This window comes from Chitinophaga sp. G7 BAM 1005, from assembly GCF_057126945.1.
In genome coordinates this window covers 5,233,525-5,260,068 of the sequence record NZ_CP181478.1, presented here as the reverse complement: position 1 = coordinate 5,260,068, position 26,544 = coordinate 5,233,525, and the positions used below count along the sequence as shown (strand labels likewise).

The 26,544-nt window shown below is 47.9% G+C and carries 22 protein-coding genes; 15 read left to right on the top strand and 7 right to left on the bottom strand.

The window, feature by feature from the left end:
- Position 1: 1 nt before the first annotated feature.
- Both ACMXI2_RS20830 and ACMXI2_RS20825 read right to left on the bottom strand, forming a co-directional pair.
- Positions 2 to 3,706: a hypothetical protein gene (locus ACMXI2_RS20830; protein WP_483777997.1), complete on the bottom strand. Its 3,705-nt coding sequence runs from the start codon at positions 3,704 to 3,706 to the stop codon at positions 2 to 4.
- A gap of 57 nt (positions 3,707 to 3,763) precedes the next feature.
- A complete protein-coding gene (locus ACMXI2_RS20825) occupies positions 3,764 to 4,447 on the bottom strand; it encodes a VIT1/CCC1 transporter family protein (protein WP_483777996.1) in 684 nt (227 codons plus the stop codon).
- 104 nt (positions 4,448 to 4,551) lie between these two features.
- Between ACMXI2_RS20825 and ACMXI2_RS20820 the strand changes: the two genes are divergently transcribed.
- Positions 4,552 to 5,436 carry a carbohydrate kinase family protein gene (locus tag ACMXI2_RS20820; RefSeq protein WP_483777995.1) on the top strand — a complete coding sequence of 295 codons (885 nt, stop codon included), beginning with the start codon at positions 4,552 to 4,554 and terminating at the stop codon, positions 5,434 to 5,436.
- Between the two features lie 37 nt (positions 5,437 to 5,473).
- Here the strand turns inward: ACMXI2_RS20820 and ACMXI2_RS20815 are convergent, their stop codons facing one another.
- Entirely contained in the window at positions 5,474 to 6,040 is a 567-nt protein-coding gene (locus tag ACMXI2_RS20815) for a DUF1579 domain-containing protein (RefSeq protein WP_483777994.1), read from the bottom strand.
- A gap of 154 nt (positions 6,041 to 6,194) precedes the next feature.
- Between ACMXI2_RS20815 and ACMXI2_RS20810 the strand changes: the two genes are divergently transcribed.
- From ACMXI2_RS20810 to ACMXI2_RS20790, 5 genes are all read left to right on the top strand, one after another.
- Positions 6,195 to 8,531: a GAF domain-containing protein gene (locus ACMXI2_RS20810; RefSeq protein WP_483777993.1), complete on the top strand. Its 2,337-nt coding sequence runs from the start codon at positions 6,195 to 6,197 to the stop codon at positions 8,529 to 8,531.
- A gap of 108 nt (positions 8,532 to 8,639) precedes the next feature.
- Positions 8,640 to 10,058: a phytoene desaturase family protein gene (locus ACMXI2_RS20805; RefSeq protein ID WP_483777992.1), complete on the top strand. Its 1,419-nt coding sequence runs from the start codon at positions 8,640 to 8,642 to the stop codon at positions 10,056 to 10,058.
- 27 nt (positions 10,059 to 10,085) lie between these two features.
- Positions 10,086 to 11,339: a YeiH family protein gene (locus ACMXI2_RS20800; protein ID WP_483777991.1), complete on the top strand. Its 1,254-nt coding sequence runs from the start codon at positions 10,086 to 10,088 to the stop codon at positions 11,337 to 11,339.
- A 36-nt stretch (positions 11,340 to 11,375) separates the two neighbouring features.
- Positions 11,376 to 13,040, top strand: coding sequence for a hypothetical protein (locus ACMXI2_RS20795; RefSeq protein WP_483777990.1), 1,665 nt, complete (start codon positions 11,376 to 11,378; stop codon positions 13,038 to 13,040).
- A gap of 27 nt (positions 13,041 to 13,067) precedes the next feature.
- A complete protein-coding gene (locus ACMXI2_RS20790; protein WP_483777989.1) occupies positions 13,068 to 14,735 on the top strand; it encodes a hypothetical protein in 1,668 nt (555 codons plus the stop codon).
- On the opposite strand, the gene ACMXI2_RS20785 is transcribed toward ACMXI2_RS20790, so the two are convergent.
- A complete protein-coding gene (locus ACMXI2_RS20785) occupies positions 14,732 to 17,230 on the bottom strand; it encodes an Hsp70 family protein (RefSeq protein ID WP_483777988.1) in 2,499 nt (832 codons plus the stop codon). The genes ACMXI2_RS20790 and ACMXI2_RS20785 overlap by 4 nt on opposite strands.
- Before the next feature lie 4 nt (positions 17,231 to 17,234).
- On the bottom strand, positions 17,235 to 17,558 hold the full coding sequence (locus tag ACMXI2_RS20780) for a hypothetical protein (RefSeq protein ID WP_079470196.1): 324 nt from the start codon (positions 17,556 to 17,558) through the stop codon (positions 17,235 to 17,237).
- Between the two features lie 99 nt (positions 17,559 to 17,657).
- On the opposite strand from ACMXI2_RS20780, the gene ACMXI2_RS20775 reads away from it, so the two are divergent.
- The 5 genes from ACMXI2_RS20775 (at position 17,658) to ACMXI2_RS20755 (ending at position 21,582) form a co-directional block, all read left to right on the top strand.
- A complete protein-coding gene (locus ACMXI2_RS20775; RefSeq protein ID WP_483777987.1) occupies positions 17,658 to 18,110 on the top strand; it encodes a DUF1801 domain-containing protein in 453 nt (150 codons plus the stop codon).
- Positions 18,111 to 18,114: 4 nt separating this feature from the next.
- The gene (locus ACMXI2_RS20770) at positions 18,115 to 18,282 is read left to right on the top strand and encodes a hypothetical protein (protein WP_159454310.1); all 168 of its coding nucleotides are present in this window, start codon (positions 18,115 to 18,117) and stop codon (positions 18,280 to 18,282) included.
- Positions 18,283 to 18,406: 124 nt separating this feature from the next.
- Positions 18,407 to 18,745 carry a hypothetical protein gene (locus ACMXI2_RS20765; RefSeq protein WP_483777986.1) on the top strand — a complete coding sequence of 113 codons (339 nt, stop codon included), beginning with the start codon at positions 18,407 to 18,409 and terminating at the stop codon, positions 18,743 to 18,745.
- A 587-nt stretch (positions 18,746 to 19,332) separates the two neighbouring features.
- Positions 19,333 to 20,190 carry a sugar phosphate isomerase/epimerase family protein gene (locus tag ACMXI2_RS20760; RefSeq protein ID WP_483777985.1) on the top strand — a complete coding sequence of 286 codons (858 nt, stop codon included), beginning with the start codon at positions 19,333 to 19,335 and terminating at the stop codon, positions 20,188 to 20,190.
- Between the two features lie 27 nt (positions 20,191 to 20,217).
- Positions 20,218 to 21,582: a Gfo/Idh/MocA family protein gene (locus ACMXI2_RS20755; protein WP_483777984.1), complete on the top strand. Its 1,365-nt coding sequence runs from the start codon at positions 20,218 to 20,220 to the stop codon at positions 21,580 to 21,582.
- A 38-nt stretch (positions 21,583 to 21,620) separates the two neighbouring features.
- Here the strand turns inward: ACMXI2_RS20755 and ACMXI2_RS20750 are convergent, their stop codons facing one another.
- Positions 21,621 to 21,797 carry a hypothetical protein gene (locus tag ACMXI2_RS20750; protein ID WP_483777983.1) on the bottom strand — a complete coding sequence of 59 codons (177 nt, stop codon included), beginning with the start codon at positions 21,795 to 21,797 and terminating at the stop codon, positions 21,621 to 21,623.
- Positions 21,798 to 21,808: 11 nt separating this feature from the next.
- Here ACMXI2_RS20750 and ACMXI2_RS20745 point away from each other — a divergent pair, with 11 nt between their 5' ends.
- Positions 21,809 to 23,251, top strand: coding sequence for an arylsulfatase (locus tag ACMXI2_RS20745; protein WP_483777982.1), 1,443 nt, complete (start codon positions 21,809 to 21,811; stop codon positions 23,249 to 23,251).
- Positions 23,252 to 23,262: 11 nt separating this feature from the next.
- Here the strand turns inward: ACMXI2_RS20745 and ACMXI2_RS20740 are convergent, their stop codons facing one another.
- Positions 23,263 to 24,249 carry an aldo/keto reductase gene (locus tag ACMXI2_RS20740; RefSeq protein ID WP_483777981.1) on the bottom strand — a complete coding sequence of 329 codons (987 nt, stop codon included), beginning with the start codon at positions 24,247 to 24,249 and terminating at the stop codon, positions 23,263 to 23,265.
- A 135-nt stretch (positions 24,250 to 24,384) separates the two neighbouring features.
- Here ACMXI2_RS20740 and ACMXI2_RS20735 point away from each other — a divergent pair, with 135 nt between their 5' ends.
- From ACMXI2_RS20735 to ACMXI2_RS20725, 3 genes are all read left to right on the top strand, one after another.
- Positions 24,385 to 25,290 carry a helix-turn-helix domain-containing protein gene (locus ACMXI2_RS20735; protein WP_483777980.1) on the top strand — a complete coding sequence of 302 codons (906 nt, stop codon included), beginning with the start codon at positions 24,385 to 24,387 and terminating at the stop codon, positions 25,288 to 25,290.
- 57 nt (positions 25,291 to 25,347) lie between these two features.
- Complete coding sequence (locus ACMXI2_RS20730; RefSeq protein WP_483777979.1) at positions 25,348 to 25,776, top strand: SRPBCC domain-containing protein; 429 nt, start codon at positions 25,348 to 25,350, stop codon at positions 25,774 to 25,776.
- A gap of 113 nt (positions 25,777 to 25,889) precedes the next feature.
- The gene (locus ACMXI2_RS20725) at positions 25,890 to 26,456 is read left to right on the top strand and encodes a YceI family protein (RefSeq protein ID WP_483777978.1); all 567 of its coding nucleotides are present in this window, start codon (positions 25,890 to 25,892) and stop codon (positions 26,454 to 26,456) included.
- Positions 26,457 to 26,544: the final 88 nt, after the last annotated feature.

Here is a 26,544-nt window from a genome sequence, read left to right as displayed (position 1 = left end):
GTTATTTTTTTGGTAAAGAGTATTTCTTCGCTACCTTATTATATTTCTTCAGGTACTTCCGGTCTTTTTTAACGCCTACGGCTGTTACCATACCGGAAGTTTCTGCTTTTACCCAGTAGTTGAAGATGAACTTCTCCCGGTCGCGCTCAAAGAACATAAGGGTGGGCCGTTGATTGCGGTTTCTCAGGAAAGCGTTTGCGAGGAAGGTTTCCAGGTTAGCCTTGAAACCCTGGCGCGTGGAATCCTTTTTATTGAGCACCTGTATGTTCAGGTTGTGATAGTAAAAATTCATGTTGCCCAGCGTAGCGTATTTATTTCCTGACCATTGTGAGAAGACCGTATCTGCATAACCGCGTCTTACTTTTACGGCAGCCATCGGGATGGCTACGGCGTTAAAATCCTTCAGGTCCATCGGGGCGAGATAACTTTGTGCCGTGAAGCCCGAAAGGGAATCCCCATAGGATTCATGATAGGAAAAGTAACGGATGGGATTTCCCAGCAGCCGGCCGGTGGCCTGCACCAGGAGGCTGTCGGTGTTACTGTACGTATTGCCGAAATGCGTGATCAGGGCGTTGATATCTGTAATGGGTACGGCCGACCACTTGTGTGTGGACTTCGACGATTCATTGACCGTTACAGCCGATTGCTTTACCACGATAGAATCCACCTGCAAGGCAAATGGAATGGTGTGAATTAATTTTGTAGGCATCCATTTTTCGACGCCGTGTTCAAATGGAATTCGTTTATCCCTGGCCGTAGTCAGCAGCGTATTATTCACCGTGATTTTGCGGATGGCAATAGTGGTGTCGCCGGGTTGGTGATGCATATTGACACCGCTGATCTGTAATGCATCTCCTTTCACCGTAATGTAATCGCGCTGCCAGCGGGCGGTGCGAAAAGTTTCTGCTGCCGTAAGGTTGGGCGCTACTTCAAAGTTGCTCACATGAAATGTTTGGGTGGCGGGGTCCAGTTTAAAGTTTTCCGCGTGGGCATGGATCTGTTTATTGCGGTAGCGTAATCCGCCGTCGCTGAGAGTGGTATTGCTGATAAATGATTGCCACTTCATTTTATGGCCCTGGCGCCAGGAGAAGGACGCATCTTTAAACATGCCGGACAATTTTTGCAATACCAGTTCCAATGTATCGGCATGGTGCAGGGAAAGTTGCGCCTCCCGCCATGCGAGGGCTACACCGGAATAGATCGACAAATGACCGGACTTGTCCTTATGCAACGATCCTTTATTAAGTTGCAGGGATAGCTGTGGAACCACGGCAGTGGTACCGGTATGGCTATAAGAAACCGCTGATAGTTGCACATTCATGTCGCCATATTGCAACAGGCGTTGGCCTACCGTATTTAATTCCAGTTGATTTCCCGTAAGCGTGGCCTGTGTTTCCAGCCGGGTGGTGTCATGTCCTTTAATGCTGGTATGCGCAACCGCGGCATTGCCTGTGGCCAGTTTACTGATAGCTACCCTGCTGAAATCGGTGCTATGGATATTGGTTTGAATATCGAGAGAAGGAACCGTTATTTTAGTGTGACCGTTACCGTTATACAGCGTAGCATCGGCGTCAGTAATATGCGTATGGCCGTTGCTGTTAAACTGCATGCCTCCAATGGCAACATCCATTTTTTTATTATGATGGCTGATGAGGTTAAGCTGCCCGGTGGCAGCTGCCCAGGTAAAGAAGCGTTCGCGCGTGCGTACATCTTTCAAAGTAATTTTATCCGCATTAAAACTGCTGTGTTCACCGGCGCCTTCGCTGTTAAACTGCATGTTGCCGATGTTTACACGACCAACGCGGATTATCGGCAGATCCTTCTTTGCAGGAGCTTCTTTCTTTGCGCCACTATGCGGCGCCTGTATATTGATGGCGCCTATTCTCAACGCATCTATCTGTATATCCTTTGTTTGCTGGTATACATCCCAGTCGAACACTTCCCAGTAAAGATCCCGTGCAGCAATGCGGGCGCCGTTAGAGAGTGCCACGGCTGCTTTTGCGGCTTTGTTATGCCGGTGGGTACCGTTGAAACTATAGTTGTCCAGCGTAATATTGGCCTTGTCGGATATCACGTTCATTTGCAGGATACGCAGGTTGGGCATGGCGTGTTTAATATCTACCAGTGAATCGCTGAGCAGGAAGTTGTGCAGCAGGATATCGGTGTTCAGTTTTTTTACCAGTATCGTCACCTTTGATTTACCGTTGGAAGTAAAGTTAACATTACCATCTACTATCCGGAAAGTGTTCACCTGTATCAGTTCACTGAGGCCATGCAATGTTTGATAGAAGGCCGGCATTTTAAGCGCGGTGCTGTCTGTTGGTGGTTTACCTTTAACGGATTGCTTTGCTTTGGTAAGAAAGGTGATGCCGGGTTCGTAGAGTATCGCGCTGGCAGCTTTCAAACGCTTTCTCAGCAAGTGTTCCAGGCTTACATTGTTAAGCCGCAGGGATGGTGCGCGGAATGTTAATCCTTTGCCGGAATGGTTTTGTGGCGTGGGACTATATTCCACGTTGTTAAAGATCACATCATTTTGTTGCAGGATAAATTCATCCACGCTGAGCTGGAACATACTATCGAGCGAATAGAACTTTATTTTATTGAGGTTCAGTGCGATACTGTCGGTGGTGATACCGGGCGTGGTATCATGCGCAATGGTGAGGTTATAGATATTCAGGTTGGTACGTTTGGTAGTGCCGGTAGACACATTGCCGCGGAGCAACAGTTCACCATCTTTTACTTCGATGTACCTGAAGTTCATTCTTTTAAACAGAGTATTGGGCAGGCTGTCCAGCGCTACTTTTCTATCTTTGGTACTCACCTTTCTGCCGGGGAGCTTCAGCACGGGGCGGATACATACGAGGGTATCTATCAGCAATTCTTCCCGCATATAAATAGCAGGGAGATGCCGGGCGCTGAAGTAGAATTTATCTGCCTGCAGCGACATCTCTCCTTTTGTGGCAGTAGCGGCACTGAAGATAGTAGCGGAGTCGAGTTCAAAGATTTGTTTTTTACCGGAGAAGTGCAGCCGTTTGAAGCTGATGGTATTCCTGCCATCCGGAAGGACCCAGTATTGGCGATCGAATGAAAAGTCCACATCATCCGATCCGAGAATGTGGCTGTCGGCCTGGGTAACTTTAGAGAAATTGAGGATAGAGAAATTGAAATGATCAACATGGAGTGGCGGCGGCCCCTTTACCTTGCTGTATAACAGGGAGCCGTTTTGCAGGTGAACGATGCGGGCATTTACATATTGAAGGGCTTGTTCCAGGTGTTGTACTACAGATGAAAGCTGGAACCCTTCCTGGCGTGGGCCGCGCGACACATGTTCATGAATGCTGAGCGCCGGGCTGATCACGGAAAGACTGTCCACCAACAATTTTTTATGCAGTATCAGTGCCCGCCAGGATTGTATGGAGAGATAGACCCTGGGAATGGACACATCGAAATGTGAGGCCACGTTGACGGTATCTTTTCCTGTAAGCCGCGCGCCACTGATTACAATATTTCTTTTGAGAAGGGAGAAGTCGATATCATCCGCATTAAACGTATAGGCGTTACCGGATTCCTTGTTCACGATGTACTGTATGATGTTTACGAACTTATGTTCCACAAGATAATATAACAGCACGCCTATGGCTATCCTGATGATGAGCAGGATGGCCAGTACTTTCAGCCATATTTTTGCTTTAGGTGATATCTTCATGTTCCTCGTATGCGAATGATCTGATTACAAACAGCCGGGTATCGTATATGTTCACTTTCAGGAAACCAGTTTTGCGATGGCAAAAGCGGCGGCAGCGGCGAGCACACCTATCATGGTTACTTTCAGGGCTCCCTGTGTGGGTGGTTGCCCGGTTACTTTACTTTTAAAATAGCCGAATACAAACAGGCAGATGATGGTGAGCGCGGTGGAGCCCATCAAACCACGTTGGGGCGTGTCCGTGAAAAGATAGGCCGATAAAGGCAGGAGTCCGCCTACAAAATAGGAGACGCCGATGGTGAGTGCGCTTTGCCGCGCCCTGTTTGGATCAGGCGCTTCCAGTCCCAGTTCAAATTTCATCATGAAGTTCACCCATTTGGTTTTGTCTTTCGACAGCTCGGTGGCAATCAGGTGTTGTACTTCCGGGCTGAGGCCATATTCCGCAAACACTTCTTTCACTTCTTCTATTTCTTTGGCAGGCATGGTTTCTACTTCCGTATATTCTCTTTTTAATTCGCTTTCATAATGTTCCAGTTCTGTTTTCCCGGCGAGATAGCCACCGAGGCCCATAGCAATACAGCCGGCTACAATTTCAGCGATACCAGCGGTGAGGATGATGTTATTACTGCTCACGGCGCCGCTGAGTCCTGCGGCCAGGGCAAAGGGCACGGTGAGTCCGTCGCTCATGCCAATGACCATATCTGTAATAAAATCTGAGCTTTTTAAATGTTCTTCCTGGTGCATCTTTTTCCGGGTTTAGGGGGCTTCAAATTATAAATATAAGCGCTTTATCGTATTTTGTCTGAACAAGGTAAGGGATCATCACCTTTAATCAAAATTGGAAAATTATGGCAAACGGGATTGTATGTTTTGGTGAAATGCTCTGGGATATTTTACCGGAGAAGGAATTACCCGGCGGGGCGGTGATGAATGTAGCTTACCACCTGCAAAAGCTGGGAGAGCAGGTATCGATGGTATCGCGGGTGGGGCGTGATGTGCGGGGGCAGGGATTGCTGGATATGCTGCGCCGGTTTGGACTGGATACCAGCCTGGTGCAGATCGATGAGCAGCAGGAAACCGGGAAAGTATTTGCTGATATGACTGATCCGCATAATGTACATTATGATATCGTATACCCGGCAGCGTGGGATTTTATTGAATGGGAACCTGCATTGGCAGCGCGGCTAAAGGATACGGCTACACGCTATTTTGTATTCGGAAGTCTTTGCTCCCGTGATAAAGTATCGCTGCATACATTGCAGCAGGCATTGAAGGAGGATGTGGTAAAAGTGCTGGATATTAATTTAAGGGAGCCGCATTATACCCGTGCGCATGTGGAATGGCTGCTGACGGAGTGTGATATCCTGAAGCTGAATACCAGTGAGCTGGAACTGATCAGTGAATGGTATCATCCTTATGTGGATAAGGAGCAGGCCGTGGGTATGTTATCGGAGCGTTTTGGGATTGAGACTATTGTGGTAACAATGGGTGCAGATGGTGCGTTGTTGTTTACGAATGATATTTTTTATGTGGAACCTGGTATTGCGGTGAAGGTAGTGGATACTATCGGTAGTGGGGATGCCTTCCTGGCGGGGTTTCTGCATAGTATAATCCGTGGGTGTGCGGCGCGGGAATGCCTGGTGTTTGCCAATGCGTTGGGGGCGCTGGTGGCGTCTTATGCGGGAGGCGCGCCGGATTATAACGTGAATGATATTTTAAAGCAGGGGAATTAGCGTCCGCCGGAAGCTGAATCCCCTGCAAAACCTGGTGTTATTTGCGGGTGTATTTTATCTCCATGTCTTTTGTTTCTTTTCCATCTACGGTTTTGTACATTTCCATGCTGTGATGATCTTTATCCTGCCATGTCATTACCTGGCGGATATTGTGTTCTTTGCCGGTTACGGGATCCAGTCCTTTGCCGGTAAATTCAAGTGCATCGCCGTTAGCTTTCCCTTCCATCACGGTGATGCCGGTGCCCATGTTGTCCACCCAGGTGGAGATGTACATTTTCTTTGCATTGTCGTACGCCATAGTACTGATCCCTTCGAAGTCCATGCCCATCATGTTGGCAGTATAACGGCCTTCGCAATAGCGGCCGCCCAGGATCATTTTGTACGTGGCGGCGCCTATTGATTTGGTGGGTGGCGCATCTGGTTTTTCCCAGAAGGTCATGTCGGCTGTCCATTCGCCGTCGATTTGTGCCATTTTCTGATGTGCGGGGCCTGGTGTCATGTAGTCTGTCCATGCTTTCATCATGGCGGCAGAGTCTTGCTGTGCAAAGGTTGCGGAGTTAATTAACAGGCATAACGCAGCTGTTAACAGGTAAATTGTTTTCATGATTTGCAGCTGTTTAAGAGATGTTTGTATCGGGGTGAAATTACAGGACAACAAGATAAGATATTTATTGCTCTCCGCCATCGCATGCGTGTTACACCTCGTAAATAGCCGGGATTTCCCCTACCTTTGATCCTGAAAAAGAATATTCCTCTTTATGCAAACAACCATATTGGATGTGTCGGGAAAAAAGGCGCAGCCACTGGCAATAGATGCAGCCATTTCCTTTGAAGCATTTATATCCTATCTCAGGCAACGGATCGGGGAAGAACCCACGGTGAAGGCCCGGTTGTATAAAGAAGCGCTGGCAGCATTTGAAGCGTCGGATATTGGCCGGCGGGATATTCCCCTGGAAGAAACGCCACAGTATTCCGGTCTGCTGGAATATGTATATGCCTGTCTTTCTCCTGCCATGAGCCCGGAGCATCAGCTGGCATGGGGACTCAGCTTCCCGTTCCTTCCCACTACTTTTTATGGTACAGACCTGATTTATCAACTGCTCGGAAGCAACACGGAGGAACATACCTACGAAGTAACCCGCACACCGGCCGATTATCACCGGGAAAGGCTGCAACTGGTGTATTCACTGATCCTGCAGCGGCTTTATAATTTCCAGGCGCCGGTGAAAACGGAGCAGCACCATGCAGGGGTGAATACCGCTACCGGTTTGCTGCAATACTATGCAGTGGCCATCAACACCGACTTTGTTACGGTAACGGCGAAAGCGGAACTGCCGGAAATTGATTTTGTAAAGCTGTATACGCATTTCAGCGAAGGCGGTGGAGAGGAAATACTGGAAGAAATGTTGCCGCTGAACCTGTTCAGCTTCCGTGGATTTTGTGTGATCACCGTAACGGATGTAACGGCGGAAAAAGCGGTGGAGAATATTGCCGGTATGAGGTTATCGCGTACAACACTGATAAATGAGCAGAACTTCGAACAGGTGATCTTATCGCTTAAATCGTTGGTGCGTGACAGTAGAATTGAATTCGACCTGTTTCCTTTCCTCCGGGTAAATGATAACCCGGTATATAGTTTTGAAAAAGGCGGGACGGGTATATTGTTTGCCGTTTGGGGAGAAAGCCGCCTGTCGCCGGAAGAGTTCAGCCGGAACGCGAAATCATTTATGTCGAAACCTCTCTTCTTTTTTTCTCAGGATATCTGGAAGGAAACGCGGAAAGAATACGCCTTCCTGGAATATTTCCGCCAGCAGGGGGTAAAGTCGCTCGCCATCATGCCCATTTTCCATCTGGGGGAACCGGTAGGGGCATTTGCGGTACATACCTGGAGCGATCATATGTTTGATGAAAAAACTTTGTCGCTGCTGGAACCTGCCATAGGAGCAATAGGACAGCTTTTGCAGATCTATATAGAAGAATTTAACGGAGAGATAGAGAAGGTCATCAAGGAGAAATTTACCTCCATACAACCGGCGGTGCAATGGAAATTTAATGAGGCCGCCTGGTATTACCTGTACCGGCTGAAAAAGAACCAGCCGGCTGTGATCAGCAATATCCTGTTCAAAGAAGTATACCCGTTGTATGGCGCCATTGATATCCGGAATTCTACTGTGGAAAGAAATAAGGCAATTATTGCCGACCTGGATAGTCATTTAAGCATCCTCGCCAATACATTGGACGTGCTGCGTAAGTACCAGCAGAATGATTTGCTACAGGAGATGATCTATCATTGCCAGCGATGGCAGCAGGCCCTGTTGCATCAGCAGTTGAGCCCTTCCGATGAAAATGCACTGAACAGGTTCCTGGAAGAAGAATCGGTGAAGTACCTGCAACATATTGCCGCCCAATATCCGAATACCCGTGAAACTATTGATGCGTGCCTGCAAAGCATGGCCGGTAATGTGAACAAGGATGCACTGGAAACGTCTATGCAGCTGATCACCCAGGCTGCGAACGGCTACCTGGAATCAGAGAAAGCCAGGTTACAGGAGTCTTATCCCTGTTATTTTGAAAAGTTCAGAACAGATGGGGTGGAGTATGATATTTATATTGGTCAGTCTATTGCACCGGACCGGCCCTTTAATCATTTCCATCTCAAAAACCTCCGGTTATGGCAGTTGTCTTCTATGGTGGCCATTACAAAGCTTACCCACTCGCTGATCGCGCAAATGGAAAAAGAGTTGTATACCACCCAGCTTATTTTTGTGCATAACCATCCTATTGACATCAGCTTCCGGGCAGATGAGCGGAAGTTTGATGTGGAGGGCGCGTATAATATCCGTTACCAGATGATTAAAAAACGGATCGATAAAGTACATATCCGGAATACCGAAGAGCGGTTAACCCAGCCCGATAAAATTGCGTTGATCTATTCCGACAGGGACGATGTGGATGATTACCTGCCGTTTATCCGTTATTTACAGGATACCGGTGTGCTGCATCCGGAGCTGGAAGAGCTGGAACTGGAAGACCTGCAGGGCCTCAGCGGTTTGAAAGCACTCCGGCTGGCCGTAGTAGTGGAAGAGGCAAAATAAAATATTATCTTTCTCAAAAATAATTTGCATTCCCGTTAATAGCGTACTTGGTTTGTAGACGAGTGAATCAGCGCGGGGATATGATCTCTCAACCACGGCAAGCAGCTCATGGAGAAAAAAGATTACGATGTAATAGTGGTAGGGTCCGGACCCAATGGCCTGTCTGCCGCCATCAGGCTGCAACAGCAGGGGGTATCGGTGTTGCTGCTGGAAGCAAAGGACATCATTGGCGGGGGAATGCGTACCGCAGAACTCACGTTGCCGGGGTTTTACCACGACGTATGTTCAGCCGTGCATCCAATGGCAATGGGATCTCCTTTTTTTTCTAAATTGCCGCTGGCGGATTATGGATTGGAGTTTGCCTATTCCCCGCTGGAAGCAGCCCATCCGTTTGATGACGGCACGGCAGCCTTCCTGGCGCGTTCGCTGGACGATACCGCCCGCGCGCTGGGAGCCGATGAAAAAGTGTACCGGGAGCTGATAAAGCCGGTAGCAGACAATTGGGAGGCAGTGGCGGAAGATAGCCTGGGGCCTTTTTCCTTTCCGCGGCATCCTTTGATCATGGCCCGTTTTGGGCTGAATGCGCTGCGCTCTGCATCGGCTGTTGCCAACAGGTTTTCCACTACCGCAGCGCGGGGTTTATGGGCCGGCATGACGGCGCACTCCATACAACCCTTAACCAACGTGGCTTCTGCAGCCATCGGCATTGTATTGTCTGCGGTAGGCCACCGCTACGGATGGCCGGTTCCCAAAGGAGGCTCACAGGCTATCGGGCATGCGTTGGCGCAATACTTTATTTCACTAGGCGGACAAATTCAGACAGGCGTGCACGTTAGCTCGCTCTCGCAATTGCCATCGCATCATGCAGTGGTTTTTGATCTCACGCCAAAACAATTACTGACCATTGCAGGTGATCAGTTTTCACCTTATTATAAACGGCAACTATCCCGCTACCGCTATGGCCCGGGCGTGTTTAAGATGGACTGGGCGCTGAGCGGCCCCATTCCTTTCACCGCGCCGGAATGCAGGCAGGCCATCACAGTACACCTGGGTGGCGCCTTTGAGGAAATTGCCTTATCGGAGCAACAGGCATACGACGGAAAGGTCTGTCAGGCGCCGTATGTATTGCTATCGCAGCAAAGCCTGTTTGATAACAGGGCGCCTGCGGGAAAACATACAGCCTGGGCCTATTGCCACGTTCCCAATGGCAGCGATGCGGACATGACCCGGATCATAGAACAGCAGATAGAACGCTTTGCACCGGGATTCCGCGACCTGATCCTGGCAAAACACACAATGAATGCACAACAGATGGAAATATATAATCCAAACTATGTAGGGGGCGATATCAATGGCGGCATCATTGACATCAGGCAGTTGTACACCCGCCCTGCCTGTCGCATTTCTCCCTACCGTACCTCTGCCAAAGGGATCTATATCTGTTCTTCCGCCACACCGCCGGGAGGCGGCGTTCATGGCATGTGCGGATACCATGCTGCCAACACCGTGCTGAAAGATATTTTTTAAACCGTCACTATCTTAATGAAAAAAAATATGCCTGGAGTTAAGTCTTATTTACAGGAAGATTGGGCCATTGTTGTACTGGGGTTCCTGATCATCCTGCTGTCGCTGGCCGGAGTACACATTGCTTTACCGGATTACAAATGGAATGCCACCGGTGATCTTACCACAAAGGTATTGACCGGCGCCAACTTTTTAAAGATCGGCGCACAGTTTATTTACGTGTTGCTGGTGGCCCTGCTGGGATCCTTTCTTACCGGCAGATCATTAAAAAACACCTTGCTGGTATTCCCTGCTGTGTTTATATTAACCACATTAGCGCTGATTGTAGCGGGTAACGCCGCGTTAAATGAACTTGGACTGGAAGCAGTTATCTTCAGCCTCATCATTGGCTTGCTGATCGGTAACCTGTTTAAATTACCCACCTGGTTCCGGGAAGCGCTTACATCGGAGTTTTTTGTGAAGATAGGCCTGGTATTGCTCGGTACCACTGTTATTTTTTCGGATGTGCTGAAAGCCGGTTCCCTGGGACTGATACAGGCATTGGTGGTAGTTATTTCTGTGTGGTATTTTTCTTATTGGGTATGTAAGCAACTGAAAATAGATAAAGAACTGACCATGATGTTATCCAGCGCTGTATCTATTTGTGGGGTGTCTGCAGCTATCGCTACTTCCGGCGCTATTAAGGGAGATTCAAAGAAATTGTCGCTGGTGATTTCGCTGGTATTGATCACCGCTATCCCTATGATGATTTTTATGCCGATGATTGCCCATCATTTCCAGTTCCCGGAAGAAGTAACAGGGGCCTGGCTGGGAGGTAGTATAGACACTACCGGTGCGGTGGTGGCCTCTGGATCGCTGGTAGGTGAAACCGCATTGAAGATCAGCACCATCGTGAAGTTTTCGCAGAATGTGTTGCTGGGTATCGCTGCTTTTGCTATATCGGTATACTGGACCTATACCAAACATCCGAATGCGGCCGATAAGGAACAGAAGCCCACGCTGAAAGTGATTTGGGATAGATTTCCCAAATTCGTGATTGGTTTTATCATTGCTTCACTGGTGTTTTCTTTTTTATTGTCGCCTGCGGCTATTGCGCCGGTGAAGGGATCGCTGAAAAGTTTACAGGGACTGTGGTTTGCGCTGGCATTTACCAGCATAGGGCTGGAAACAAATTTCAAGGACCTGATCGGCACAGAAAGCAGGAAACCCGTGTATGCGTTCCTGATAGCCCAAACGTTTAACGTGATTGTTACACTGATATTGGCTTACCTGTTGTTTTCCTGACCCGGCTGATTACTTTTTTTAGTATTTTGCCGGTATATGAAATACCTGAATCCCTTTGCTTTCCTGGAGAAGATGAATGGCGGGCCCGTATCAGCGGAGGATGCTGCAGCAGTATCCCTTCTCCGGAAAAAAATGATGGCAGAGCTGGAACTATCAGAAGAAAAGGTATTAAGGGTAGGTGCACAATGGTTTAGTAAAAACGACCTGCTGCTTTTTTTTGATGAACTGCAGTCACCCGGCAAATTACACTTACATCAACAGATCAATGAAGATAACGTCCTGTCGGCTTTCCTGGAAACGGGTAAGCTGACAGGACTTTTTAATAATAACCCGCTTTACAGCACGCCTCTGTTCCTCACTTTTATAGCACCGTTTTATGAGCCGGTATTTACCACGGCAGTGCTCAACAGCCTGAAACAGCAGCAGGCGCCGGCACTACGGCAATTGTATGCCAACCCGCTGTTAATGGATGGCGAACACCTGAACCGGAGCTACGATAAAATATTCCGGGCATTACCCGAATCCTATAAAATACTGGAAGCAGCAGAAAAGCGAAGGAGAGCTGATCCCGGCTCCAGGTGGAGGGAAGCCGCGCTGTATGTGAGTTTGCAGCAGGTACAGGCGCTGAATGCACTGCCGGATATTTTCCAGGAGTTCCGGAATGACTATGGTATCCTGATGATCAACTTTGCGCTGGCGCTGGATGGCACCCGCGAAAATAAAAAGGCGCTGGAAATCCTGCATGCCGTAAACACATTGAAATGTGGCGCGTATGTGAGAGAAGAAACACACCGGTATCTTCAGCAACTGGAAGAAAAGGCAGCCAGCCGCAAATCATTGCTGGGCAGGTTTTTCGGGATCGGTTATAAAACCAGGCAACAGCGCCGGAAACTGGTGCGTGATGCCTTGCTGAAAGGAGGGATTGCGCTTGGCATTATTGTAGCCATTTTCATTGGCGCCCGCTTTGAACAGGAATATACGCCCCGCATAAAAGTCCGCGAAAGTGAGCACAGTATTTTTATGGGCGCCCGTACTTCGCTGACCATGCAATACCTTTTATCGCAGTTGCTGATGGACACAGAAAAACGGGCGAAGAAGCTGTTAAAGGGCGCTAAGCTGCCATCTCCCGCCACGGGGGCAGATGTGTATGGCGCTGATTTTATGAAGGCCGTGCGTATGCAGGGAGATTATGGCGCCGGCTTTGTACGTCCGCCTTTTGGCCGGTTGCGGGAGTGGGCGCCGGAAGACAGCTCCTGGAATGATGCCGCACACCGGCAAAGCATGCATGTTGTTAACCGTCAGGATGGCGCACTGATTACGATGGTACAAACGCCCGATTCTTTTTACTCGTGTTACATAGCGCCGTTCGACAGCGCCTTTGTGCCCCTGCCGCTTTCAATAAGCAGGGTATATTTCTACGCCGGCATAGGCTGGGACCCGGAATGGAAGGCGGAATATGTAATGGAATACGTACCATCTTATCGTGCCAAAGGTTTTTTCCTCATGCCTGTGTATGATGCGCTGTCGTTTCTGAAAACGTCGTGCCTGCAACTCAACCTGGACAGTAGCTACTGGCAACACTCCAACCGTTATATCCCGGTAGAAGTTTTCTTATCCCAAAAGAACCAGCTGCAGCAGGAGCTGCAACTCCGGCAGCTGACTAATAATTTCAACGGCGTAGACCTGATTCCGATGGAGTAGCCACTTTTTTATTTATTTTGCTCTCTTATGAAATATGTGAATCCCGTTAGTTTCCTGGAGGCAGTTCATGGTGAACCCGTAGATACGGAGAATGCTGCTGCGTTATCCCTTCTCCGGAAAAAAATGCTGGCAGAACTGGAACTGTCGGATGATAAGCAATTCAAAATAAATCAATGGACATTCGATAAGCACCAGCTGTTACAGTTTTTCGACAAGCTGACAGCAGGCAATGAGCTGCGCTATCATGCACAGATAGCGGCAGACCCGGTGCTGCTGCATTTCCTGGAAACCGGTGAAATCACCGGAAGGTTTGCAGATAGTCCTCTTTATAATGAGAATGGGTTCCTGAAATTTATATCTCCCTACTACGAGCCGCTATTTACCAATGCGGTGCTGGATAGTTTTAAACATCAGCGGTTGCAAAGTACTTCCTATCTGTTTGCCAATCCCTGGCTACTGGATGGAGAGCATACTACAACCTGCTATGGCCGGATATTCCGTTATGTAAAAGTGCTGGAAGAACAACTGAAAATTGCCATTGCGAAATTGAGGGCAGGCGAGGTGATTCCATATAACGAGCTGTCGTTTTTTGCCAACATCACGTTGGTGAAACAGCTGAATCAGTTACCGCATACGTTTCAGGACTGGAGAAGTGATTATGGTATTTGTTTGATTAATCTGGGGCTTGCTATATACCGGAATGATTTTAAACATGGTAGTGCGGTACCCGGACTGGTAGCGCAGTTGCAAACCACAGAATATGTACAGGAGGAAAATAAGCGATGGAAAACGAAGATACTGGCGTATCAGAAAGAAAAGCGAAATAATATGTCGCTGGCGCAACAGTGGGCATGGTGGGTAGGGCACTGGTTTGCCCCAATTTTACCACGATGGCTGAGTGAACAGGGAGCAGGATGGACGATTATAATTGTAGTGTGTTCGTCGATTTATTTCATAAACAATAGATCGGAGGGTGAAGGACGGCAACCACGGGGGGCCAGCATGGAAGTAAGTTATTTTATGAATGCCTCTACATATGAACCTGTAAAATACCTCCTGTACAACTTACAAACGGACTCGGTATATACTTCAAACAGGGATACCAGTAAAACACCTAAAACAGGAGACGACGTATACGGCCCCGACTTTATGGCCGCATTGCAAAAGCCGTTGTTCTCTAATACAACCGACCCTGCTGTATTAAAGACGGTGGACGATCGTCTTAAAGATCGCAAACCGGGAGCAACTATCTCTGCACCAAAGTCGAATACCGCTCACCGGCAAAGCCTGCATCTCTACAACCGTTTGATCGTTCCTGCCATTGCCATGATTCAAACGCCGGATACTTTTTATTCCTGTTATATTGCGCCGGCCGATAGCGCTTATGTACCGCTGCAGCTCACCGTTAACCAGTTGTATGTATATGTAGGGCAGCTTTGGAATGGAAGTAAAGAAGCCAGATCCCCGATGGATGATGCGCGCGCCTACCGGGTCAAAGGATTTTTCCTGATGCCGTATAAAAATTCCAGGCAGTTCCTGGAAGAAAGCAGTCTGATTTTTAAGCTCGACCCCAATTACTGGGCTACCTCCGACAGGAATATCCCTATTGAAATCGGGCTTACTGATAGTACCAGTTTGCATTTCAACCTGCTGGAAAATAATGCGGAAGGAATAGAACTGGAAGTTGGCAATTAGCCGATCCCGGTTCCTTTCAGCTGGTCGGTTTCTTTTTTAGTATCCGGCATGAGGTTGTACAGTTGATTCACGGCTACTTTCAGTTCTTCATAATTTTTCCGTTCCAGCGCTTTTTCCCCGATTTCCTTGAAGCGGGCGGCTGTTTGCGGATCTGTATAATCTTCCGTACTTACATTGGCGTAGTAGTAATACGCATTGATCCAGGTTTCGGGTTTGTTGCGTCTTATTTCCCAGCTGAGGTCATTCAGCTCATCAATTTTTGCTTTGATGGCGTAGTAGCTTTGTGAAGAAAGACAGGCGCTTTCATCGGCGGTGATCTTTTCAAAACGGATCATGCGGGTGCTGTCTTCTTCTTCCCGGATATTATACAAACAATATTCTTTCCGTTTAAAATAGAGTTCTGTAATTTCTACAATCAGCTGGTCTTTCCCGGTGCTGTCGAGATGTTGTGCGAGTTTACGTTTCTTTTCTTCCAGCTGATATTTTTCGTCGGTTACATCGTCTGTGCTGAGTAATTCCAGGCGGTTGCTGATATGATCCAGATCCACCATAATATCCTGTACAGTTGCTGCCAGTTCATACTGCTGGCTTCTTCTGAATGATTTTATTTTTTCAGATGCGCTGAGGCGCAGCTGGCGGATATCGTCCAGTAGTTTACCGGTGTTGATTTTCCTGATCATCGGGTTAAATACTTCGGAAAATTCCTGTTCGTTCATGAGCAGTACTGCCTTCACGGAAAGGTCCCTGCTTTCGCTTATCTGCAACGTAATTTCCACATCGGAGCCTTTCACCAGGTCGGTGATGAGATCGGTACTTTTTATTTCGATCATGCCGAGGGGAACGCAGCTGCCGGGGATGGCATAGCGGCTACCTTCCAGCACGTTGATCAGGAGGCTGTCCTGGCTGGTGCGCAGGATTGTTTTCATCACTTCTTTGATAATCGTTTTCCTCAGCGGGAGGATGGCGTTTTTTTCAAAGATGAGTTCCAGTTTGGTGGTATTATTTTCCAGGTCATCTATTTCAATACAGATATCGTTGGGCAATGGCTGACCATGAATATTAAACTTGCCCTGCGAAATAGCGATCACGGGGGCTTGTACCGGCAGTTCATTATGTGCCGCATCGAATACCAGGATATTAAATACGTTGCTGGTATTTTCGGCCAGCAGCAGCATTTCTGAGATACGTTCCTGCAGCGGTTTGATGCCGCTGTCGTAGCCGCCGTCGGTACGCACAATGCGGTAGCTTAACCCGGCTACGGGGCCGGTTACAATGGCGGTAAAATATTCTTCCTTATCGGCGGTATTTTTCTGATAGGCTGTTTTAAACCGGATGTCAGGCATGCCTGCGGCCAAATGTTTGCTGGCGGCGGGTTTGGACTGAGTAATTGTTTTGGTGCCGGCATACCATGCTGCGCCTGCAGCTACGGCGGTGGTGGGATCTACGCTGCAGTTAACCGGGATGCCCAGTTGCGCCGCGACGAGGTTTTTTACCAGCGGGATATACGTACTGCCACCGATCATGACTACTTCTTTGATATCGGCAGCAGTGAGGTGGTTACGGTCGATGATCTTTTTTACGAGATCAACGGAATACTGTATGCGGTCGTATATAACGGTTTCAAATTGCTCGCGGGTAATGGTGAGATAGATATCCTGCTGCTGGCCGGTGGCGTCGGTGATTTCAAATTCTATTTCTGCCGAAGGACTGGCAGTGAGCTGTACTTTTACTTCCTCTGCTTTTTTGAGCAGGATATGATACAGGGTATTATATTTCCCGCGTGCGCTGCGCATTTCGGTGAGCAGGTCGGGGAGGGCGTGTTGTTGTTGCAGGGCGGGGATCACCAGTTGCTCTATGATGGCAATGTCGAAGTCCACACCACCGAGATAGTTATCTCCTTCATGATCGGTAACGCGCATTTCGCCATCTACGATTTTCACAAGGGCCACATCAAAGGTACCGCCGCCGAGGTCATACACGAGCCATTGGCCCTGCAGGGAGGTGGCGTTGGCCTGTTTGTTGGCAAAAGCGAGGCTGGCGGCAATGGGTTCCTGCAGCAGCATTACTTCGCTGAAGCCCGCATCGTTGCCGGCTTTTTTGGTAGCGTTCGACTGGATGGTATCAAAAGAAGCGGGGATGGTGATGATCACTGCTTCCGGTTTTTCGCCGGTATAGATAAAGTTTTTAAGTTCGCGGAGTACCAGGGCAGAAAGTTCTACCGGTGTTTTAAAGTCGCTTGTATTAGGTACAAAGAATGATTCCGATGTTCCCATTTTTCTTTTGAAAGAAGAGAATACATTTTCCGGATCTTTCTCTATCAGCTCCCTGGCTTTGTCGCCAACAATGATCCGGTCTTTCCGGAAGGCTACCACCGAAGGCAATGTTTCTTTCTGACCGAACGGGTTTTTGAAGATTTCCACGGCGCCGTTCTGGAACCTGGCGATCAGGGAATTGGTAGTGCCCAGGTCGATACCGAAATTAATTTGGTTGTTCATAGGTTTATTTTGCAGCGGCGATGACTACACCTTTTTGTAAAATGGACTTTTGTCCTCCGTTTGTATAATATACCACAGGCTTGATCACATTTACTATTTCCATGTCCGGCGACATCTCGCCGGTGATGCTGGCTTCGTAATCCACCCGTGTTTCCCGGTAAGGTTCGCCCAGCGGGTTGAGGATGGTATAGCCGGCTTCTTCAAAATGTTGTTTGATCCGGTCTATATTACGTTGCAGGGATAGCAGCTCCGGTTTGGCACTTGTTTTCTTATCCAGTTCAAAAACCTGGTTGATGATCCGGATATGCAGGGTAGATAATGGGTCCATTATTCAAATGCTGGTCTAAGCAAATATATGGATAATTTAATCTGTTTTCCGGAAGTTACCGGGGTGTTTTATTTAACTTCATACCACAATCAGCTTCTTATGATATCCAGAGCCGCTACCCCTGATGAATATTTTGCTGCGTTGCCTCCCGGCCGCAAAGAAATACTCACCCGTTTACGCCGGGTGTTGCAGGAACACATACCGGCAGGGTTCCGGGAGGAAATGAATTATGGTATGCCCGGCTTTGTGGTGCCGCACTCCCTGTATCCTTCCGGGTATCATGCAAACCCCAAATTGCCTTTGCCTTTTATCAATATAGCGTCGCAAAAAAATTATGTGTCTTTTTATCACATGGGGTTGTATGATCCGGAGTTGCTGGAATGGCTTACTACCCGTTGGATAGAAGCAACCGGTAAGAAACCGGATATGGGAAAAGGTTGTATCCGGTTTAAAAAAACGACGGAGATACCTTATGAGCTGCTGGGAGAGCTGGCGGCAAAGATTACACCGGAAGCGTGGATTAAGCAGTATGAAAAAGAAGTAAAAAAATAAGAATATGCGTATAGGAATTATCATCATCGTTGCGCTGGCAGCTATTGCGCTGATCGGGTTCTTGATTGTAAGAAACCGCAAAGACAGAAAAGAGTTGTTACCTCCCGGGGCAACGGATGATCCTGTGGAAGAAAGGAGAATGGATGATCAAAGGGGAAGGGATAAAGTATAGGCAGATGTACTAGGGCAAGGATTGCAGGCTTTGCAGTGAATGAAATGAAGAAAGATAATTTGTAACAGCCATTTTTTTTATTTACTGTTTGTCAGAATTTATGGGTATATTAATATAAAAAAAGATGAAGATTACCGCCTCAAAAATACTTCCTTCCATTAACGAACTATCAGAAACCCTGAAGCAAAAGTTCTCCGGCAGATATTCTTATGAATTATTTGATTTTGGTCACAAGCAAAGTATTTTTGTGGAGAAATCTCCTTTAGTATCTCTCCAGGTAACAAGAGAAGGAAACGAAATTGTTATTGAGAGAATTCCTAAACCATCTGTTCTCACCGCGGTTCTCTTTTTACTGGATCTTGTTACAACAGGTAGTGGTAATGTATGGCGTTCATTATTTTATTCAGAACAGAAAAAACTTGAACAGGAATTAAGTACCTTTTTAAAACAGGAGTATAATTAGTCTGCGCGTCTTTCTGCTTTTCCTTCCCATATAAATTCAACAATGCCTTTTATTTCGTCAGGCTATTCCGATGAACCTAACTACAGGCTATGATTTGTTAATCGCTGCGTACCTGCCGGTGTTTTACTAGTCATAGCCTGTGTTGGTTTTAGACGAGTAAAATTATTATTTTCGCCAGCCGATGTAGGAAATGGCGTTAAAATACTATTAGCCTCAGGGGCCTAAGTGTATTGGGAGTGTATTAAGAGTGTATTAAGAGTGTATAGTGAGTGTATTAAGAGTGTATAGTGAGTGTATGGGAACTGTATAGGGAGAGTATAGTGACTATATGGGGACTATATAGGAACCGTATAGGGAGTACAACACATACGCGACTCCTAAGTATCCAAGAAGTATCCAAGAAGTATAGGAGAAGTATGCAGGAAGTAACCTTTATAAAGCTCAAATCCTCTCTTTAAGGCTGAGTTCGGGAAAAATATTGAACGGTACCGCCCATTTTTCCGCTTGTCGTCTTTTTGTTTTGTTTTTCCGGAATTAGATATTATCTTAATGCTGTTCCGTTTTTCCACATAAACTTACCAGACGTTATGAAAACTTGGTTGCTACTGCTTTTTTCTGTTATCTTCTCCTCGTTTTTGCAATCGAATGCACAGTCGTTACCGGCTATTGGCATCTGTACTTCTTTTTCCAACGACAGCCTCGCTGCGGCCACCGGATTTACTTTCCTGGAAGAAACGGTCCGCAAGATCCTGTCGCCCGCACTGAGCGAGGCGCAGTTCAGTGAACAGCTGCACGCCATACGCAGCAGCAAGTGTAAGATCCAGAGTTGCAATGTATTTATCCCGGGAACCATGAAACTAACCGGCAGCGGGGTAAACGAAGCCAACGTGCTGGGGTACGTGGATGCTGTGATGCAACGGGCAAAAATTGCAGGAGTAAAGCTCATTGTGCTGGGTAGCGGGGAAGCCAGGAAAATACCGGAAGGCGCCGACCGGGAAAAATGCAAACAACAGTTTATTCAACTGTGTCGCAAAATGGCGGTGGTGGCTGCAAAGTACAATATCATCATCGCTATGGAAAACCTCAATACCACGGAAACCAATTTTGTGAATACGCTGGCCGAAGGAAATGAGATCGTTACAGCGATACAGCATCCTAACTTCCGGCTTACTGCAGATATCTATCATATGCTGAAAGAGCATGAATCTCCCGCCAGCATTGAAAATGCTAAGGCGGTACTGGTGCATTGCCACATTGCGGAACGGGATAAACGTACGCCGCCCGGTGTTGCCGGAGACGATTTCCGGCCCTATTTTGCCGCCCTGCATAAAATTGGATATACCGGTCGCATTATGATGGAATGTCGCTGGGACGACCCTGCCAGGCAGTACAAACCAGCCTTTGATTACCTGGAAGGTCAATTGAAAGAAGCTTACGCCAAATAAACCACACACTATAAAAAACGCCTTTATATGTCTGAATCAAAAAAAACAAGACGGGAATTCCTGCAACAGTCGTTACTGGCAGGAGCTGGTATCACGATCAGTGCTATGGGAATGCCTGCCAGCAGCTATGCCCGCATCATGGGCGCCAACGACCGGGTAAATGTGGGACTGGTAGGATTTTCCGATCGTGCACGCCAGGCCCTGCTGCCATCTTTCTTTAACAACAACAAGGAACTGAACTTTGATCTGATCGCTGTATCTGATATATGGAACCGCCGCAGGGATGAAGGGAAAGCTTTTCTGCAGCAAAAAACGGGGCATAACGTACAGGCATGTATGAATAATGATGAGCTGTATAATGTCAAAGGACTGGATGCAGTATTCATTGCCTCCGCCGATTTTCAGCATGCTTACCATACCATTGAAGCGGTGAAGAATAAGTGCGATGTATACAGCGAAAAACCTTTCGCGGAAACAATGGAAGACGCCCGCAGCGCCCTCAAAGCCGTGAAAGACTCCGGCCGCATTATGCAGGTGGGTACGCAGCGCCGCAGCGGTCCGAGCTACCACTCCGCCGCCAACTTTATCCAACAGGGGAAATTTGGTCCTATTACGATGGTGGAAATGACCTGGAACGTAAATCAGCCAGGCCGCTGGCGCCGCCCGGACCTGGTAAAGTCCATCAAAGAATCGGATACCGACTGGAAACGATTCCTGGCCGGTCGGCCGCAGGATAGCTGGGACCCGCGCAAGTATCTCGAATACCGTCTCTTCTGGCCTTATTCCTCCGGCATCTTCGGACAGTGGATGACGCACCAGATAGATACGGTGCATTGGTTCAGCGGATTGAAACATCCACGCAGCGCGGTAGCCAATGGCGGCATCTATATGTGGAAAGATGGCCGCAAAAATCCGGATACCCTCACCGCAGTTTTCGACTACGGCCCGGAAAATGATCCTTCCAATGGCTTCCAGGTAATGTACAGCAGCCGTTTCCACAACTCTGCCGGTGGTACCAAAGAAATTTATTATTCCAACGGCGGCACTATTGATATGTCTACCAACAAAATAACTGCTACCGGTGGCCTCACAGAAAAAGAAGCACAGGAAATGGGCATGCACGCTAACCTGCTGACGCCTCAAACACTCAGCAACGAAGTAGCTGCTGCTACCAGCGCCAACACCGGCGGCGATCCGCTCACCAATGCGCATGTACGCAACTGGATGACGTGTGTGCGTGAACGTAAGCAACCCAATGCGCCGATAGAAGCAGCCTACTCACACTCTATTGCACTCATCATGGGCAATGCGGCCTACCGCACCGGCATGAAAGCTACCTTCGATGAAGCTACACAGGAAGTGATGGTAGGAGGTAAAGTATTTAAAATGTAAAAACATATTGTTAAGCGGAGGGTGTGCATACCCTCCGCTTAAACAATTTCACACCAGGCTCGTTGCCGCTTCATAGCCATCCTTCGCGGACTGTTTCCCTGCCCGCTGCTGCCAACGGCGATTTCTTCCTGCCGGATACCCTGCTTTGCTCTCGGTCCTGTTGTTGCAAAAAGACCGGAATACTTTTGTATTTTGAACCAGTGAAGTAATTGCAAAGTATAGCACAATGAACATGAAAATTTTTAACACACTACTGCCTGTTGCAGCAGGACTCACCCTGTTAACCACACCAGTGGCGGCACAGCAAAAGACGACGACTCCACCCAATATTGTTTTTATTCTTGCCGACGACCTGGGTTATGGTGATCTGAGTGCATATGGTCAGCGTAAATTCAGTACGCCCCACATCGACCAGCTGGCAAAGCAGGGCATGCGGTTTACACAATTCTACGCCGGTACATCGGTATGCGCCCCCTCCCGCGCATCGCTGGTAACCGGGCTGCATACAGGACATACCTTTATCAGGGGCAACAAGGAGATCCGGCCGGAAGGACAACAACCTATAGCCGACACCGTTATAACGGTGATGGAAGTACTGAAAAAAGCCGGGTATACTTCCGGTATCTTTGGTAAGTGGGGACTGGGGCCGGTTGGCTCAGAGGGAGATCCATTGAAGCAGGGAGCCGACAGGTTTTATGGTTATAACTGCCAGCGCGAATCGCACCGCTTTTTTCCAACACACCTGTGGGACAACGATACCAAAGTGGTGCTGGAACAAAACGGCCAGCTGGAACATATGAACACCTATGCACCGGACCTCATCCAGCAACAGGCGCTCCGCTTCCTGGACGACAATAAAAACAAACCTTTCTTTTTATATCTCACCTACACCCTGCCACATGCAGAACTGCAGGTGCCGGATGATAGCCTCTTTCAGCATTTTAAAGGCAAATTTGAAGAGAAGCCCTATAAAGGCAACGACTACGGTCCAAACGCCACCGTGCCCGGCTATGCCTCCCAGCAATATCCGCATGCCACTTTTGCCACAATGGTCACCCGGCTGGATACCTACGTAGGGCAGGTAATGACGCGCTTAAAAGAACTGGGCTTAGATAAAAATACCCTGGTGATTTTCACCAGCGATAACGGCCCGCATAAAGAAGGCGGCGCCGATCCGGCCTTCTTCAACAGCAGCGGAGGTTTCCGTGGGGTTAAACGCGACCTGTATGAAGGAGGTATCCGGGAACCGTTTATTGCCCGCTGGCCCGGTAAAATCAAAGCCGGCAGCACCAATAGTTTCCAGGGCGCATTCTGGGACATTATGCCTACACTGGCGCAACTCACCAATGCCCCTGCCATACCTTATACAGATGGCGTGTCACTATTGCCTGCTCTTACAAACGGAAAAGGACAACAGCAACATGATTATCTCTATTGGGAATTCCACGAAGACGGTGGCCGTCAGGCAGTGCGGCAGGGAAACTGGAAAGCGGTGCGGTTGCACGCAGCACAACACCCTGACGGGCCTGTGGAACTCTATGATCTTGCCACAGACCCGGGAGAAACAAAGAATATAACAGCAGCCCGCCCGGACATTGCGCGCAGGCTGGCTGCCTGTATGAAGGAGGCGCATGTGGAAACGGCATTGTTCCCCTTCCAGGAAAAGTAGCGCAATGATGCTTAGCTCTTATCCACCAGTTTGTTCATTGCCTCGGTATATCGTTCCCCTGTGTTGGGATACTTCTGCAGTAATTCTTCCAGGTTTTGCAGATCAGTAGTTGTTAAATCTACATCCACTGCACCGGCGTTATCCAGCAGGTATTTTCTTCTTTTAGTACCCGGAATAGGAATGATATTTTCGCCTTGTGCCAACACCCATGCCAGTGCCAGTTGTGCAGGGGTACAGTTTTTGCCGGCAGCCAGTTCCGCAAATCCGGCGGCCAGCAGGCGGTTGTTTTCCGCATGTTCGCCCTGGTAGCGGGGGAGTGATTTCCGGAAGTCGTTGTCAGCAAGCTTGGATATATCAAGGTCGTTGGTTACCAGGCCACGTGCAAGCGGACTGAATGGCACAAAGCTGATGCCCAGCTCTTTGCACACCGGCAGGATTTCTTTCTCCACATCCCTGGTTAATAACGAGTATTCACTTTGCAAGGCGCTGACAGGATGCACAGCATGTGCTTTACGCAAGCTGGTAGCCGACGCTTCGGAGAGGCCGAGGTAGCGTACCTTTCCTTCCTTCACCAGTTCGGCCATAGCGCCTACCATTTCTTCCACCGGCACTTTCGGGTCGATGCGGTGTGCATAATATAAATCAATCACATCCGTTTGTAATCTTTTTAAGCTGGCTTCCACGGCCTTTCTCATGTAGGCGGGTGAAGCGTCAAACTGTACTGCACCGGATGCAGGAGAAGAAGTGAACCCAAATTTGGTGGCAAGAAATATCTTGCTGCGGTTAGGCTTTAATACTTTGGCGATCAGTTCCTCATTTTTACCGGCAGCATACACATCCGCGGTATCCCAGAAATTGATCCCGATTTCCAGGGCCTTTTCCAGGGTGGCAATGGATTCCACGTCATCCGGTGTGCCATAGGCGTAGCTCATACCCATGCAGCCCAGTCCAATGGCTGACAATTGCACGTCTGTTGTTCCTAGTGTTCTGTACTTCATATGATGTAATTTCGGGTTGGTGGTAATTCAACGGGGCAAAGATAGGCGGCGTAATACTTGCATACTTGTAGTTATTACAGTATTAATTGTGCAAATCAAAGATACCCCGTAATATTCGTATTTTTAGGACCCATTATGAACCATGATAAACAACATCAGTTAGTTACCGCATTCAGCGTTACCGATATCACAGACTGGTTTTGTGATGATATCCGCTTAACGCATACTGTTTCCCGTTATACAAAACCCGATAAAATACGCGCCAGCAACGATACCGATGTGGTACGCCTGCATTTCGGTATGAAAGGCGACTATGCATTTTCCTATAAACAACTGGACCGCTCTTTTGACCTGATCGGCGGGCATCATAACATCATGTATTCAAATGGCTTTGAGATCGAAATAGCACCCAAAGCCACAGAGATAGAAACATTCGGGATCCAGTTCTCTAAAAAACTATTCCTGGAATTTACCGAAAACGGTAATGAACATCTGCAACGGTTTTGTGAAGCGGTGCTGGGTGGAAAAAGTGTATTGCTGTCTGAAAACTGGGGTCCTATTGATGCCGGCATCCAACAGGTGATCGGGCAAATACTGAACTGCCGTTTTAGCGGGCAGCTGAAGAAATTATTCCTCCTGTCAAAGAGTATTGAATTGTTGGTGCTATCGGCCGAAGCATATAATTATACGGCGAAGAAAGACATCTTTATAAAAAATAAAACAGACAAAGAAAAGATCATTGCAGTAAGAGACCTGATCAACGACCGGCTCAGTAACCCGCCCGGCCTCAGTGAAATAGCGCAACTGGTAGGACTGAACGAATATAAACTCAAACGTGGTTTTAAAGAAACATTTAATTCCACGGTGTTTGATTATCTCACCGGGCAACGCCTGCAGCTGGCTAACCAGTACCTGCAGGACACCCAGAAAACCTCTGCTGAAATAGCTTATGAACTGGGCTATTCCACACCGCAACATTTTAATAATGCTTTTAAAAAGAAATTCGGGGTTACTCCCAATTCCGTTAGAATTAATCCGTAAAATGCAATCCGCCGGAAGGTCGGTTGCTTAATATTGTGCTATCAAAAACAATGTATTATGGACAAACAGTTAAAACTTTCGGAAACCATCTCTATTAACGCCCCTGTTTCAAAAGTATGGGCCGCCATCACTGATAAAGCACTGATCAAAGAATATTTTTTTGGAACAGATGTTATCAGCGACTGGAAAGTAGGCAGCCCTGTGATCTGGTCCGGTGAATGGGAAGGACAACACTACGAAGAAAAAGGCGAAGTACTGGCAGCGGAGCAGGATAAGAAATTATCTTTCACCTACCTGAGTTCCGGTAAAGAAGATAAACCGGAGAACTATTCCATTATCGTTTATATACTGAACAGTAACGGCAATGGCGCTACCGGCCTTACAGTAAACCAGGAAAATTTTGAGAACCAGGAAGCCTGCGATCATTCGCGCAACAACTGGCGGCAGGTGCTGGCCGGCCTGAAGAAAGTAGCGGAGAAAGCATAACTATTTTTTACATAGTATGTAATAGCAAAGGGGAAGGCCGGTGGCATTGCAAGAGCTGCCTGCTGTTTTTTTATGATTTGGTAATAAGCAGGGAATTAGTCAACTTAGCAGGTATGAAAGCACCCGCAAATGCACGGCGTATATGGCTGTTATGCCTCCTGGCATTTTGCAGTATCTCTGCACACGCACAGCATTATGTTCCTACAGACGCCGGTTCCAAAGTACAGTTTACCATTATCAATCACCTGATCTTTACTTCTACGGTGAATGGCTATTTCAAAGGATTGAAAGGGAGTATCCATTTTGATCCGCGCGATCTGAAATCGTCGTCGATAGATGCAACCGTTGTTGTAAATACTATCAGCACCGGTATTGGTAAACGCGACAGGGACCTGCTGGAAGAGAAGTATTTTAATGCGGCGAAGTTCCCCGTGATGCGGATTGTTTCCACTGGTATTGCAGCTACAGATAAGCCCTCCACTTACCAGCTCACTGCAGCGCTTACCATCAGGGGAATTACCCGGACCATCACCTTTCCGTTTACGGCAGTGGTATCTGCTGAGGCGGTGCAACTGACCGGTAAGTTTACCATTAACCGGAAGGACTTCCAGGTGGGACCTGACAACGCCATCGATGATAAGCTCACCGTAACACTGAATGTACAGGCAAAAAAACAGTAACGGTGATACGCGGTGTGCCCGTACACGGGTATCATCGTTACCGGCAACCGTTACAATAGTTGTGAGAAATGGTGGGACGGGGTTATGA